The sequence below is a fragment of the Rhizobium acidisoli genome, assembly GCF_002531755.2.
GTDB lineage: Bacteria > Pseudomonadota > Alphaproteobacteria > Rhizobiales > Rhizobiaceae > Rhizobium > Rhizobium acidisoli.
Genome location: NZ_CP034998.1, coordinates 1225869 through 1239679, shown reverse-complemented (window position 1 = coordinate 1239679; position 13811 = coordinate 1225869). Strand labels below are relative to the sequence as shown.

General features: G+C 62.4%; 15 protein-coding genes. 10 read left to right on the top strand and 5 right to left on the bottom strand.

Annotated elements, in window-relative coordinates; genetic code table 11:
• Positions 1 to 18 precede the first annotated feature (18 nt).
• Positions 19 to 447, bottom strand: coding sequence for a CoA-binding protein (locus CO657_RS06230; protein WP_003587363.1), 429 nt, complete (start codon positions 445 to 447; stop codon positions 19 to 21).
• Positions 448 to 565: 118 nt separating this feature from the next.
• On the opposite strand from CO657_RS06230, the gene CO657_RS06225 reads away from it, so the two are divergent.
• A complete protein-coding gene (locus CO657_RS06225; protein WP_054181864.1) occupies positions 566 to 889 on the top strand; it encodes a hypothetical protein in 324 nt (107 codons plus the stop codon).
• A gap of 475 nt (positions 890 to 1364) precedes the next feature.
• Positions 1365 to 2201 (top strand): EamA family transporter, encoded by an 837-nt coding sequence (locus CO657_RS06220; protein ID WP_054181863.1) that lies wholly within the window; start codon positions 1365 to 1367, stop codon positions 2199 to 2201.
• On the opposite strand, the gene CO657_RS06215 is transcribed toward CO657_RS06220, so the two are convergent.
• Both CO657_RS06215 and CO657_RS06210 read right to left on the bottom strand, forming a co-directional pair.
• On the bottom strand, positions 2202 to 3026 hold the full coding sequence (locus CO657_RS06215) for an enoyl-CoA hydratase (RefSeq protein ID WP_054181862.1): 825 nt from the start codon (positions 3024 to 3026) through the stop codon (positions 2202 to 2204).
• 97 nt (positions 3027 to 3123) lie between these two features.
• Positions 3124 to 3354 carry a DUF1127 domain-containing protein gene (locus CO657_RS06210; RefSeq protein WP_054181861.1) on the bottom strand — a complete coding sequence of 77 codons (231 nt, stop codon included), beginning with the start codon at positions 3352 to 3354 and terminating at the stop codon, positions 3124 to 3126.
• Positions 3355 to 3426: 72 nt separating this feature from the next.
• Between CO657_RS06210 and CO657_RS06205 the strand changes: the two genes are divergently transcribed.
• The 6 genes from CO657_RS06205 (at position 3427) to CO657_RS06175 (ending at position 8793) form a co-directional block, all read left to right on the top strand.
• Positions 3427 to 4326: a LysR family transcriptional regulator gene (locus CO657_RS06205; protein WP_197283863.1), complete on the top strand. Its 900-nt coding sequence runs from the start codon at positions 3427 to 3429 to the stop codon at positions 4324 to 4326.
• Between the two features lie 329 nt (positions 4327 to 4655).
• A complete protein-coding gene (gene rplM, locus CO657_RS06200; protein WP_003573970.1) occupies positions 4656 to 5120 on the top strand; it encodes a 50S ribosomal protein L13 in 465 nt (154 codons plus the stop codon).
• A gap of 2 nt (positions 5121 to 5122) precedes the next feature.
• On the top strand, positions 5123 to 5590 hold the full coding sequence (gene rpsI / locus CO657_RS06195) for a 30S ribosomal protein S9 (RefSeq protein ID WP_003587370.1): 468 nt from the start codon (positions 5123 to 5125) through the stop codon (positions 5588 to 5590).
• A 453-nt stretch (positions 5591 to 6043) separates the two neighbouring features.
• Positions 6044 to 7006, top strand: coding sequence for an agmatinase (gene speB, locus CO657_RS06185; protein WP_054181860.1), 963 nt, complete (start codon positions 6044 to 6046; stop codon positions 7004 to 7006).
• Between the two features lie 58 nt (positions 7007 to 7064).
• Positions 7065 to 7997: an N-acetyl-gamma-glutamyl-phosphate reductase gene (gene argC / locus CO657_RS06180; RefSeq protein WP_054181859.1), complete on the top strand. Its 933-nt coding sequence runs from the start codon at positions 7065 to 7067 to the stop codon at positions 7995 to 7997.
• A 4-nt stretch (positions 7998 to 8001) separates the two neighbouring features.
• Positions 8002 to 8793: a sulfite exporter TauE/SafE family protein gene (locus CO657_RS06175; RefSeq protein ID WP_003587374.1), complete on the top strand. Its 792-nt coding sequence runs from the start codon at positions 8002 to 8004 to the stop codon at positions 8791 to 8793.
• A 19-nt stretch (positions 8794 to 8812) separates the two neighbouring features.
• On the opposite strand, the gene CO657_RS06170 is transcribed toward CO657_RS06175, so the two are convergent.
• Positions 8813 to 9916, bottom strand: a complete 1104-nt coding sequence (locus CO657_RS06170; RefSeq protein ID WP_054181858.1) for a COX15/CtaA family protein — start codon at positions 9914 to 9916, stop codon at positions 8813 to 8815.
• Positions 9917 to 10031: 115 nt separating this feature from the next.
• Between CO657_RS06170 and CO657_RS06165 the strand changes: the two genes are divergently transcribed.
• The gene (locus CO657_RS06165; protein ID WP_003587376.1) at positions 10032 to 10241 is read left to right on the top strand and encodes a DUF2842 domain-containing protein; all 210 of its coding nucleotides are present in this window, start codon (positions 10032 to 10034) and stop codon (positions 10239 to 10241) included.
• 118 nt (positions 10242 to 10359) lie between these two features.
• Positions 10360 to 11601 carry a GNAT family N-acetyltransferase gene (locus tag CO657_RS06160; RefSeq protein ID WP_054181857.1) on the top strand — a complete coding sequence of 414 codons (1242 nt, stop codon included), beginning with the start codon at positions 10360 to 10362 and terminating at the stop codon, positions 11599 to 11601.
• A gap of 4 nt (positions 11602 to 11605) precedes the next feature.
• On the opposite strand, the gene CO657_RS06155 is transcribed toward CO657_RS06160, so the two are convergent.
• On the bottom strand, positions 11606 to 13780 hold the full coding sequence (locus tag CO657_RS06155) for a GumC family protein (protein ID WP_054181856.1): 2175 nt from the start codon (positions 13778 to 13780) through the stop codon (positions 11606 to 11608).
• Between the last annotated feature and the right edge of the window lie 31 nt (positions 13781 to 13811).

The window sequence follows — 13811 nt, the reverse complement described above, 5'->3', positions numbered from 1 at the left end:
TGAGGATAGGCAACGAGGTCAGGCGATAAGGCGGGGATATTCGATCGCCGGGCAGCGGTTCATCACCACCTTGATGCCGGCGGCCTCCGCCTTTGCCGCAGCCGCGTCGTCACGCACGCCGAGCTGGGCCCAGATGATCTGCGGCAGCGGCCTCAGCGCCAGCGCCTCCTCGACCACCCCGTCCAGATATTCGGCGGCACGGAAGACGTCGACCATGTCGATCGGCACGGGAATGTCGGCGAGCCGGGCATAGACCGTGCGGCCCTGGATCTGTTTGCCCGCCTGCCCCGGATTGACGGGAATGACCTCGTAGCCACGCGACAACAGATAACCCATGACGCCGTTGCTCGGCCGGGCCGGATTGGGCGAAGCGCCGGTCAGCGCGATGGTCTTTACCGAATGCAGGATTCCGCTGAGATAGTCATCCATATAGCTGTCGTGGTTCATGTCCGCTTCTCCACTTGCAAAGCCGTTGGCATGGCCCGCAGGTTTTTTTTGCATTTCCGTGAAACCGGCTGCACGCCCTTCCCGTATATATGAACAGGATACTCCTGAGGATGATTCGATGAAAAAAATCGCTGTTGCCCTCATGCTCGTGCTGGCCGCATCGCCGGCGCTGGCGATCTCGCGCTACAATCCGCTTGCCATGAGCTGCGCCAGCGTGCGCGCCGCCATCCACAATCAGGGCGCGGTCATCTTCCGTTACCAGTCTCCCCGCGGTCTGCCGCTTTATGATCGTTATGTTCGAAACAGCAATTATTGCGATGCCACCGATTATGCGGAATGGACTCATATCCCCTCGAAAGACGATCCTCGCTGTCCCGTCCTGAACTGCCAGAACATCGACAACCTTGACGGGATGCTGTTCGTTCCGCATTATCAACTTTGATGGTTTCGCCGTCCTGACAGCCGCGGGAACTATGCGTCTTTCGCGTTTGCGAAAGGCGCGCATTCAATCCCGCGCTGCGATCTTTCGAAAGTTACACAATCACAAGCTTTAAAATCCCAGTATCTCAGAGTTATAGAATAATATCTATATTTCAGCATCATAGAATAGTCGGCCAGCGAGCTCCCGCAAATAGTTTCTCCTTTTGTTCCCGATAATGTCGGGCTCTGTTCCCGTATCCATTAGAAACATCTCATAGTTGAAAGGATCGCGTGGATTGAACGCATGTCGCGCGCACGTAAAAATTGCCCCAATGCGCCGCGATTGTGCCCATGCCGAAAGAATGCTATTCGACATATGAACACGTCCGCGACCGCCGCCGTGTATTTTCGTGCAAATCCCAGTTGTCTTTTCAGGAATTTGAAACGCCGAAGGCGAGGCGTTTCCAGCGTCCCTCATCTTTTCCGGATTTACTCCCTTGCCGCTCGACGTCATCCTGCTCGTTCTCTTCGGCGCATTGCTGCATGCGACATGGAACGCCATCGTCAAGGCGGGAAGCGATAAATCCCTCGATGCGGCGTTGATCTCGGCCGGCGGCGCGGTTTCGGCGCTGCCGTTCCTGGCATTCCTGCCGTTGCCGCAAGCCTCTGCATGGCCGTTCATCGGCGCTTCGGCCATCCTGCAATTCGCCTATTTCCAGCTGGTCGCCGCCGCCTACCGGGCCGGCGATATCGGTCTCGTCTATCCGTTGATGCGCGGCTGCGCACCGCTGCTGATCGCGGCGACAAGCGGTTTCATCCTGAAGGAAAATCTTTCCGTCGGCGCCCTTGCCGGCACGATGGCGATCTGCGCCGGCGTGCTGACACTTGCTCTGGAGGCGCGGCGCGGCAGCAGCCGCGCCGTCATGCTCTCGCTTGCCAATGCCTGCGTCATCGCCAGCTACACCTATGTCGACGGCATCGGCGCACGCCTTTCCGGCAATGCGGTTTCCTACACATTGTGGATGTCGCTGCTGCCGCCGGTACTGCTGTTTTCCTGGGCGGTCTCGCAACGCGGCACCATCGCCGTGGCGCGGCACGTCCGGCGCAACTGGTGGCGCGGCCTGATCGGCGGCGCCGGCTCGATCGCCTCCTACGGGCTGGCCCTCTGGGCGATGACGAAAGCCCCGGTCGCAACCGTTGCGGCCCTGCGCGAAACCGCGATCCTTTTTGCGCTGGTGATCTCGATTACCGTCTTCAAGGAAAAAGCCAGTGTCTGGCGCTACGTCGCCGGCGTCGTCATCGCCATTGGCGGGCTGGTTCTGAAACTGACGTGATTACTCGCCCTTCCATTCGGGCGTGCGCTTGTTGAGAAAGGCGCCGATCCCCTCCTCGGCATCCTGCGTCATCATGTTGTCGACCATCACCCCGGCGGCATAATCATAGGCGGTCTTGACCGGCAGTTCGAGCTGCCGGTAGAAAGCTTCCTTGCCGATCTTCAGGGTCAGCGGCGATTTGCTCGCGATCACTCCCGCATATTTGGCAACGACCTGCGCCAGATATTGCTTCGGCACGATGCGGTTGACGAGGCCGAAATCCTTGGCTGTGGAGGCGTCGATCGTCTCGCCGGTCAAAAGCATCTCCATCGCCTGCTTGCGATGGGCGGAGCGCGTAACCGCCACCATCGGCGTCGAGCAGAAGAGGCCGATATTGACGCCCGGGGTGCAGAATGTCGACGTATCCGTGCAGATCGCCAGGTCGCAGGAGGCGACGAGCTGGCAGCCCGCCGCCGTCGCCAGCCCGTCGACCTCGGCGATGACAGGCTTCGGCAGATTCGCGATCTTCAGCATCAGATCGGCGCAGAGCCGGAAGGCCCTCTCGAAGAAACCGGCCCCCTGATCCTCATCCGCACGACGAGCGGTGAGTTCCTTGAGATCATGGCCGGCGGAAAACACATTGCCGGTCGAGGCGATGACGACGACGCGCACATCCGCATCCGAGCCGGCCTTGTCGAGTTCGGCCATCAGCGCTTCGAGAAGCGCGATCGACAGCGCATTGGCCGGCGGGTTGTTCAGCACGAGCCGCAACACTCCGTCCCGCAGAGAGCGGACCAGCAGCGCTTCCGCCCTGCCTGCGTCCGGGAAGGATACGATTTCGGCCATGATGCTGCTCCCTGCGCTCGATTTCCAGACTGAGGTATTGCCACAAGGCGCCGGCAATTTCGAGCAGGATCAGCGCATTCCGCTAAGGCCGCAGCCGTTACGACCAGAACCAGGATTTTGCTGTCTCTGCCCTCGCCTGCGCACGGGTGAGGCCGACATCGCGAAGCTCGTCCTCTGTCAGATCGCATAGTATCCGGCGGCTGCGGCGCTTTTCCAGCCGATGGTCGACCGCCGCCAGCTGCTGGCGGACCCAGCGCGACGTTGCGTTAAATTTCGACCGAACGATATCGCGCGGCGTCTCGAGTCTCTCGCTCAATTCCAGGGCCATCTCGTCTTCCTTTCTTGGTGGATGAAAGATGCGCTGGAGAATGCCGCGAAGGAAGCTTATGGATATTATGAGATGCATAAGGATTTCTTTTGTATGGCGCTCAACCTCGATCAGCTCGCAACCTTCGTCAACGTCGCCGATCTCGGAAGCTTTACGGCGGCCGCCGACAAGGAAGGACTGACGCAGCCGGCCGTCAGCCTGCAGGTCAAGGGTCTCGAACAGCGGCTCGGCGTCCGGCTGATCGAGCGCGTCGGACGGCGGGCGCAGCCGACCGCGGCAGGCCTCGATCTGCTGGCGCATGCAAGACGGCTGTTGCAGGACGCGGCCGCCGCTGAGGAAGCGATGATGCCGCACAGGGATGGCGCCAGCGGCCGTGTGCGCATCGGCAGTGGCGGCACCGCATCGATCCACCTGCTTCCTCGGGCCATCGCCGCCGCCCGCCAATCCATGCCAGGCCTCGAAATCACCGTCCATATCGGCAATGCCGACGACATCTTGCGCGATCTGGAGGCCAACAGCCTCGATATCGCCGTCATCGCGCTGCCGGCTTCAGGACGGAACCTTGAGATCGAACCCTTCTACGAGGAGGAATTGCTCGCCGTCGCGCCCGCCGGCAGCCGCATGCCCGACGGCGGACCGGACCCCGCTTTCATGCGCGACAGGACGCTGTTGCTTTACGAGGGCGGCAATACGAGACGGGCAATCGACGCGTGGTTGGCAGCACCGGACATCCGGATCCGGCCAGCCATGGAGTTCGGCAGCATCGAGGCGATCAAGGAACTGGTGGCCGTCGGGCTCGGCTGGTCGATCCTGCCGGGGCTGGCGGTGAAGCGCGACCGCGCCGGCCTGGTCACGACATCATCGCTGCAGCCGAAGCTCACACGCCGCCTCGGCATGGTTCTGCGGCGGGACAAACATCTGACCCGCGGCCTTCGCGAAATGATGAAATGCCTGCGCGCGTTCGAGGGTTAGCGGCTGCTTTCGACCGTGGCACGCTGCTTCAGGTCCGGCAGGTTCAAGCCCGCCACGGGCGACGCGAAAACGTCCGATACGCCAGCTTCCAGCCAATTTATGTGAGGTAACATAATACCATACATTTAACCAATTGTTTTTGCTGGTAATTTTTTCTAGGCACCGAGGAAGTCGATGTTGACCCCATGTCACATTCCCTTTATACACCGCGCCAGAACGCAGCCTGTCCGGGCTGCTTTCTTTTTGGCATGCCGCAAGCCTGTCAATCCAAGCAACAAGAAACGCCCTTCAAGCCCTCGGGCCAAGGGTCTCAAAAGAGAGTATTCACTATGGCAACCTTCTCCCAGAAGCCTGCAGAGGTGGAGAAGAAGTGGGTGATCATCGACGCCGAAGGGCTGGTCGTTGGCCGTCTCGCTTCCATCATCGCTATGCGCCTGCGCGGCAAGCACAAGGCAACCTTCACGCCCCACGTTGACGACGGCGACAACGTCATCGTCATCAATGCCGACAAGGTCGTTTTCACCGGCAAGAAGTATTCCGACAAGGTCTACTACTGGCACACCGGTTTTGCCGGCGGCATCAAGGAACGCACCGCACGCCAGATCATCGAAGGCCGCTTCCCGGAGCGCGTCCTCGAAAAGGCCGTCGAACGCATGGTTCCGCGTGGCCCGCTCGGCCGTCGCCAGATGAAGAACCTGCGCGTCTACGCCGGCTCCAACCATCCCCATGAAGCCCAGCAGCCGGTCGCCCTCGACGTTGCCGTGCTCAACAAAAAGAATGTAAGGAGCGCCTGATCATGGCTGACCTCTCCTCCCTGAAGGATCTCGGCACGGCTACCGAAGCTGCTGCTCCGGCTCACGTCCGCAAGGTCGATTCGCTCGGCCGCTCCTACGCGACCGGCAAGCGCAAGAACGCCGTCGCCCGCGTCTGGGTCAAGCCGGGCTCCGGCAAGATCATCGTCAACGGCAAGGAATTCGCGGAATATTTCGCACGTCCGGTGCTGCAGATGATCCTGCGCCAGCCGATCGTTGCGGCTGCCCGTGACGGCCAGTTCGACATCGTCGCAACCGTCGCCGGCGGCGGCCTCTCCGGCCAGGCCGGTGCCGTTCGCCACGGCCTGTCCAAGGCGCTCACCTACTTCGAGCCGGGCCTGCGCTCGGTGCTGAAGAAGGGCGGCTTCCTGACCCGCGACAGCCGCGTCGTCGAACGCAAGAAGTACGGCAAGGCAAAGGCCCGCCGCTCCTTCCAGTTCTCCAAGCGTTAATCGCTTCGGACAGACGGAATTTACGAAGGCCGGGGAAACCCGGCCTTTTTGTTTGCGCGTTTCGGAGTTGCAGGCACCTTGTTCGTCGTATTGCTCGACGGCGACACCGCCTAGCCGCTGGCAGCTTATGCCGCCGTGATGGCGCTGATCACCCTCGCCGGACTGCGGCGGCTTTCGTGCAAGGTAGCCTGACGAACTTGCTGCGGAAAGGCGGCCGCTCGAAAACCAGGAGCGGCCGTCAAGCGAAGCATCGCTTGAAATCTCGCCCCACCTCGCCTACCCCTTTCCTGCCCCGAAAGGAAACATCGGTTCCTTTCGGGAGATCAGGCAAACCTGACCGTCCGGAGCAGCCTATTTCGTCGCCCGGTGGTTTGGTCGTGACCGGTGACCGGCCGATATAAGGCCGACATCGAACACGGCTATGGTTTAGCGCCCATAGAGAAGGAGCCCCTCTTGGCGAACAAGTCCATTGATCATGCCTTCACGGCGACCAGCCTCACTTCCGCCGCCAGCGATCCGACCTTTGCCGGCGCGCTGTCGTTCATGCGCCGCCGCTTCACCAAGGAGCTCGCCGGCGTCGACGTGGCCGTCTGGGGCATTCCCTTCGATGCGGCAACCTCGAACAGGCCGGGCACGCGCTTCGGGCCGCAGGCAATCCGCCGCGCTTCGGCGATCTTCGACAATGATGCGCAATATCCCTTCAACCGCGATCTTTTCACCGAAATGGCGGTGATCGACTATGGCGATTGCCTGCTCGACTACGGCAATCATCAGGACACGCCCGATGCCATCGAACGGCAGGCGAATGTCATTCTCGACAGCGGCGCCTTCCTGCTGACGCTCGGAGGCGATCACTATGTCACCTGGCCGCTGCTGAAAGCCCATGCGGCAAAACATGGGCCGCTCGCCCTTGTGCAGTTCGACGCGCACCAGGACACCTGGTTCGACGAAGACCGGCGCATCGACCACGGCTCCTTCGTGGCACGCGCTGCCCGCCAGGGTATCATCGATCCCGACCGCTCGATCCAGATCGGCATCCGCACCCATGCGCCGGAGGATTGCGGCGTCAATATTCTCTACGGCCATCAGGTCGAGGAGATGAGTGCGGGCGATATCGCCTCGGCGATCATCTCGCATACGCGCGGCGCGCCCGCCTATCTCACCTTCGATATCGATTGCCTCGATCCGGCCTTTGCCCCGGGCACCGGCACGCCGGTTGCCGGCGGGCCGTCGAGCGCCAAGATCCTCTCGGTGCTGCAGCGCCTGCACCAGCTCGATATCCGCGGCGCCGATATCGTCGAGGTATCGCCGCCCTACGATCATGCCGATATCACCGCCATTGCGGGGGCAACGGTGGCGATGTATATGCTGGGGCTTCATGCCGAGCGACGCGCCATCGCCGTGTCACAAGGCTGACCTATTATCCCAAAATGAATCCGGAAACCTTCTGAACCCATTGAAAGCGCAGGTTAACATGGCACCGAAAATCTTCATCGACGGCGAACACGGCACGACGGGTCTGCAGATACGCACGCGCATGGCCGGCCGCCGCGATGTCGAGCTTCTGTCCATTCCCGAAGCGGAGCGGCGCAACGCCGCCATGCGCGAGGACATGTTGAACAGCGCCGATATCGCCATTCTCTGCCTGCCCGACGACGCCTCCAAGGAAGCGGTTCAGATGGTTTCCGCCAACAACAACGTCCGTGTCATCGACACCTCGACCGCCTTCCGCGTCAATCCCGGCTGGGCCTATGGTTTTGCCGAAATGGACGGCGCACAGGCCGACAAGATCAAGGCCGCGCGTTTCGTCGCCAATCCCGGCTGCTATCCGACGGGCGCGATCGGCCTGATCCGGCCGCTGCGGGCCGCCGGCCTGCTGCCGGATGGTTATCCGGTGACGGTCAATGCGGTCTCCGGCTATACCGGCGGCGGCAAGCAGATGATCGCGCAAATGGAAAACCCGGATCACCCGGATGCGATCACCGCACCGCATTTCCTCTACGGCCTGCCGCTCACCCATAAACATGTGCCTGAAATGACCGTGCACGGCCTGCTTGACCGTGCGCCGATCTTCTCGCCTTCAGTCGGCAAGTTCGCGCAGGGCATGATCGTGCAGGTGCCGCTGCATCTCGACGATCTCGCCGAGGGCACGACGATGGAGAGCATCCATGCCGCCCTCGTCGCCCATTATGCCGGCCAGGACATCGTCACCGTCGTGCCGCTTGCCGAAAGCAAGGCGCTCCCCCGCGTCAACGCCGTCGAGCTTGAAGGCAAGGACACGATGAAGCTCTTCGTCTTCGGCACGCCCGGCGCGTCGCAGGTCAATCTGGTAGCGCTGCTCGACAATCTCGGCAAGGGCGCCTCGGGTGCCGCGGTGCAGAACATGGACCTGATGCTCGCCTCCTGACGTCATGACGCTCGATGCGCTTTTCGCCGGCGTGCACGCCTGGTTTGCCGCCGCCCTGCCCGACCATGGGATCTATGCGCTGATGGCGTTTGCCTTCATCGCCGGGCTCGCCCGCGGCTTTTCGGGCTTCGGCGCCGCATTGATCTTCATTCCGCTTGCCGGCGCGATCGTCGGGCCGAAGCTGGTTTCGCCGATCCTGCTCGTCATCGACGGCATTGCCACATTGGGCATGATCCCGCCCGCCTGGCGCGGGGCCAACCGGCCCGAGGTCTTCGTCATGGCGGCCGGGGCCGCACTCGGCGTGCCGAGCGGCACGGCGATGCTGGCGCTGCTCGATCCGCTGCTCCTGCGCTGGAGCATCACCATCATCGCCATCGCCCTGCTCGCGCTTCTCGCATCGGGATGGCGCTATCACGGCGCGCCTTCGGCACCGCTCAGCAGCGGCGTCGGCCTGATCGCCGGGCTTTTCAGCGGCGCCGCGCAGCTTGGCGGCCCACCTGTCGTCGCTTACTGGCTTGGCGGCAAGAGCGACTTCACGCGCGTCAGAGCGAATGTCGTGCTCTATTTCTCGATCTCGTCCGTCTTCAGCGCCATCAGCTATTACGTCGGCGGATTGTTCGTGCCTGCCGTCTTCGCGCTGACCGCCGTCATCCTGCCGAGTTACGCGGTCGGGCTCTACGGCGGCTCGAAACTGTTCGGGCTCGCCGAGGAACGGACCTTCCGAATCGCCTGCTACATCCTGATCGCCGCCGCGGCGATCATCGGCATGCCACTGCTCGATGGCGTGCTGCGTTAGACTGACTTACGACACCGCTTCAGCCGCGCTCCGCGATTGCGGTGGCGTGCGGGTATTCGCCGTAAAAACCGCGCCAGTTGGCGATGGCGAAACCGAAAACCACCAGGGCGCCGGCCTGATGCAGCAGGCCCCAGTGAAGCGGCACCTGCATCAGCAGCGTGGCGATGCCGATCGCCGCCTGCAGCGTCACCAGTGAGAAAAGCACGACGGCGCGCCGGGCATGGGTGGTCCAGGGGGCGGCGCGAAGCGCGATCACCATGTTGATCAAGGTCAATGCGAAGAGCGTATAGGCGCCGATGCGGTGGATGAACTGCACCGTCTTCGGGTTCTCGAAGGCATTGATCCAGAAGGGCTGCTGGATCAAGAGATCCGACGGGATGACGGCGCCGTCCATCAGCGGCCAGGTATTGTAGGAAAAACCGGCGTCGAGCCCTGCCACCAGCGCGCCGAGATAGATCTGGAACAGCGCGAAGATGGCGATCGCGGCGGCAAAACCGCGCGAGCTGCGGGCCGGCGCCGGATCGTTGGAATGCGGGGAGAGCCCGCGCATGATCCACATGCAGCCGGCAAAGATCAGGCAGGCCATGACCAAATGCGTCGCCAGCCTGTACTGGCTGACGTCGGTGCGGACGGACAGGCCCGAGGACACCATCCACCAGCCGATAAAACCCTGCAGGCCGCCGAGCGCCAGGATGCCGACGAGTGGCCAGCGCAGGCGCTTTTCGATCCGCCCGGTCAGCCAGAAATAGAGGAGCGGCAATGCGAAGATCACGCCGATGCCGCGGGCGATCAGCCGGTGGGCCCATTCCCACCAGAAGATGCCCTTGAACTCGTCGACGGTCATGGAATTGTTCAATTGCTGAAATTCGGGAATGCGCTGGTAGAGGCGGAATTCCTCCTCCCATTCGGCGGCCGACAACGGCGGGATGACGCCATGGATCGGCTTCCACTCGGTGATCGACAGGCCGGAATTGGTCAGCCGCGTAGCGCCGCCGACCAGCACGAGACAGAAGAGCGCCAAGAGCACGAAACCAAGCCAGAAGCGCAAGGCGCGGCGGTCGCGGTTCTGCTTTTGCACTTCGCTCAGGATCGCCTGTTCCGTGGTCGGGTTTGCGACGGCCATGATGTCTCCTTCTATCCGGCAGTTGATTTGCCCCACCGGCTCATGCAAAACAAGCCCCGTACCTTTGCGGCATGCCGTCGCGCCGGTCCGCCCCGTCCCTGCCGAGAGAAAATTGATGCCAGTCCGCCTCCGCAAATTCATCGGCACGATCCTCATCATCGTGCTCGTGCTGGTCTATGCGCTGGTGGCGAATACGATCGCGGTGGCGACGCTCGGCAACGCGCCCTGGTGGGGGCACCTGCTCTATTTCCTGCTCACCGGTCTGCTCTGGGTCTTGCCGGCGATGCTGATCATCAAATGGATGGCCGGACCGCGGCAGCAATAGGCCATTAACGGCCGAATAACCGTGATCCGTGGAAAACCTCGCCCATCGCGTGCGAGTAAACCAAATATACGTCCTGCATTCCTACCTTCCCGTTCAGCATTCTTGACCGGAGAAAACCGTGCAGACGCAAAAGCTCGATGTTCATGAACAGCCGTCACAGGACGGGGCGCTGGCCCAAACCGCCATTTCGCGCCTGCGCCAGCTGAGCATGAAACTCGCCATGGCCGAAATCGACATCAGCGTTTTCGACGCGATGCAGCCGCTTGAGGACGATTGGCGGGCGCTGGAGCGCGACAATCTCCAGTCCCTGCATCAGAGCTACGACTGGTGCGCCGCCTGGGTAAGCGCCTTTCAGCGGCCGCTGGCAATCCTCAAAGGCACCCATGCCGGTCAGACGGCTTTCATTCTGCCGGTCGAAATCGTCAAGTCGCGGGGGCTTGGCGTGGCGAAGTTCATCGCCGCCGATCACAGCAATATCAATACCGGCCTGTTTTCCCGAAATTTTGCCGAAAGCGGCGGCAGCATCGACGCTGAAAAGTTCGCGGGGCAGCTTCGGCACGCCTTGAAGGGCCGGGCCGATCTGCTGCTGCTGCAGAATATTCCGCTGGAATGGCGGGGACGACAGACCCCGCTTACCGGCCTGCCGATGGTGCAGAACCAGAATCATGCCTATCAGCTGCCGTTCTTTCCGGCTTTCGAGGAGACGCTGAAGCAGCTCAACGCCAAGAACCGGCGCAAGAAATTCCGCGTTCAGTCGAAACGCCTCGAGGCGGCCGGCGGCTTCGAATACCTTGTCCCCGAGGCATCGGAAGAGCAGCACCGGCTGCTCGACATCTTCTTCCGGCTGAAGAGCGCCCGTTTCGCCAGCCTCGGCCTGCCCGACGTCTTCGCAGACAAGGAAACGCAGGCCTTCCTGCATGGTCTGATCGACATGCGGGATGACGGCAGGCAATATTTCGGGCTGCAGATGCATGTGCTGCGGCTCAAGGGAGAGAATGAGGGTCGGGTCGCCGCGATTTCAGGGATTTCGCGCAAGGGCGACCATATCATCTGCCAATTCGGCGCGATCGATGAGGAGCTCGTGCCGGATACCAGCCCCGGCGAATTCCTCTATTGGCAGACCATCTCGGGATTGCATAGCAAGGAGGTGGCGCTGTTCGACTTCGGCCTCGGCGACCAGACCTACAAGCGATCCTGGGCGCCTGTCGAGACCGCGCATTACGACGTGGTGCTGCCGGTCTCGCCATTCGGTGTTCTTGCCGGCGCCGCGCACCGGATCGTCACCCGCGGCAAGGCCCATATCAAGGCCCGCCCGAAGCTCTATAAATTTACGCAGAGCATCCGCGCACGCATCGGCTGATCGTTTAAGCGGCCTGGCCGAGCGTCTGCTCAGCCCCTTCCCCACCCGACATCAGCACGACGCGCTCGTAGCCGGCAGCCTGGAAGTCCGTCATCAGGGTCACGAAGATGGTCTCCTCGATCTCCGGCAGGGAGAGGATGATCTCGACATCGCGGCTGCGGGTCAGCCGCGAGACGCCGGCGACGTCGGCCGAACCGCATTCGACCACCACGAGGTCATAGGCGGCGGCAAGCGCATCGAGCAGCAGCGACAGCCGGTCGACACCGCGCATGGCGCGGCGCACGTCGCTCTGGCCCTGGGGGATCAGATGGGCGTCGGAAAGACGATCGCTGTGGATCGTGTCGCCGAAGGCGGCCTCGCCGCAGAGCAGATCGGTAACACCAGGAACGGCCTGGTCCTCAGCCATCAGTTCCGTGGGGTGGCCGGAACCGGTCATGTCGATCAGGATGACGCGGCGGCCGGCATCGGCGAGCATGCGGGTCAGCAAAACCGTTGCCGCAGAGCCATTGTCACCGGTCGGAGATATTGCGATTGCCAGCGGTGCGCGGCTGCCCGTGAGATATTCCGCAACGGAGGCGACGGAGAATTCATTGTCGTCCTCCGGCAACTCCTCGGCGGCCTCGGTGTCTTCGATCGCATCCGTTTCGTCTTCGTCCCCGACAATGGCGAGCATGCTCGGCTGGATCGGCTTTCTGACGGCAGCGACAACCGGAGCGGCCTGCGGCGCAACCCTCTCCTCGACGAGAGTTTCCGTCTCGATCGTCTCGGGGGCCGCATCGACGGGACGGAGCGCCCGGCCGCTGAAGAGTTCGGCCAGCATGGTGACGATGGCGCTCAGGATCAGCGTGGCGACGGCAGCGACGACGACGATCGGCACCACCTTCGGGAAATAGGGATCGACCGGCTCGATGGCCTTGGAAACGATACGGGCGTCCGCCGGGCTCGAATTGCTGTCGGCGCGGGAAGCCGCCTCGCGGTAGCGCACCAGATAGGTTTCAAGCAGTTGGCGCTGGGCGGTCGCCTCACGCTCCAGCGCATTGAGGCCGACCTCGTCCTCGCCGGCGCGGGCGCTGTTGGCCTGCACCGTGTCCGACTGGCGCTCAAGCTCGCTTGCCCTCAGATCCGCGACCTTGGACTCGTTCTCGATGCTCGTCAGAATCTTCTGCGTCTCCTGGCGGATCTGGGTACGGATATCGGCGAGCTGAGCGCGCAGGCTTTTCAGCCGCGGGTGATTGTTGAGAAGGCTGGTCTGCAGATCCGATATTTGCGACTGCAGGCCGGATTCCGTCGCCTTCAGCCGCTGGATCGCCTGGGACGACATGATGTCAGGCAGCGTGTCGGAGGCCTCGCCCGAAGACAGCGCATTGCGTACCGCTTGCGCCCTCGCCTCGGCATTGGCCTTGTCGCCGCGCACGCGGGTCAGCTCCGCCGAAATATCGTTCAACTGCTGGGCGGGAAAGGTGGTGGTGCCGTTGGTTTGCAGCAGCCCGTGAGAGGTTCGGTATTCTGCGACCTTCTTTTCGGCTTCGCTGACCTTGCGGCGCAGGCCTTCGATCTCCGGCTCCAGCCAGCGCGTCGCTTCCGAATTGGAATCGAGCTTGGCGCCGCTCTGGGTCGAAAGATAGACATTGGCCATGGCGTTCGGGATGGCGGCAGCGAGCTTCGGGTCCTTCGAGGTGAAGCTGATGCCGATGACGCGTGAGCCCGGCACCTGGTAGACCTGCAGACGTTCGACGAAAGCGTCGATCACCCGCTCTTCCGGCGGGTTCTCCATCGGGTTCTTCTTCAGATGCAGCTTCACCATGATACTGCTCATCGCCGAGCCGTTGGCGGCATCGTCGAATTCCGGCAGGTTATAAAGCTTCAGGTCGTTGATGACCTTCTTCAGAAGATCGGCCGATTGCAGCAACTGCACTTGGCTGGCGATATTCAGCTCATCCATCAGCGGGCCGGCGCCGGCGTCGTTGACCTGCTGGGTGCTGGCGAAGGCCGGCGCCCGGGGTTCGATCAGGATGCGTGTTTCGCTGCGATATTGCGGCGACATGATCTTGGCGCCGGCAAAGGCGATGCCCGCCCCCGCAAGCGTAATCGCCAAAATCCTGAGCCGCCGCGCCCAGACGGCGCGGACCAACTGGCCGAGGTCGATGTCCACATCCTGATCACGCGCTACGCCGGACATGCTCTTACTCCACAACAAATGTGCCGCAAGC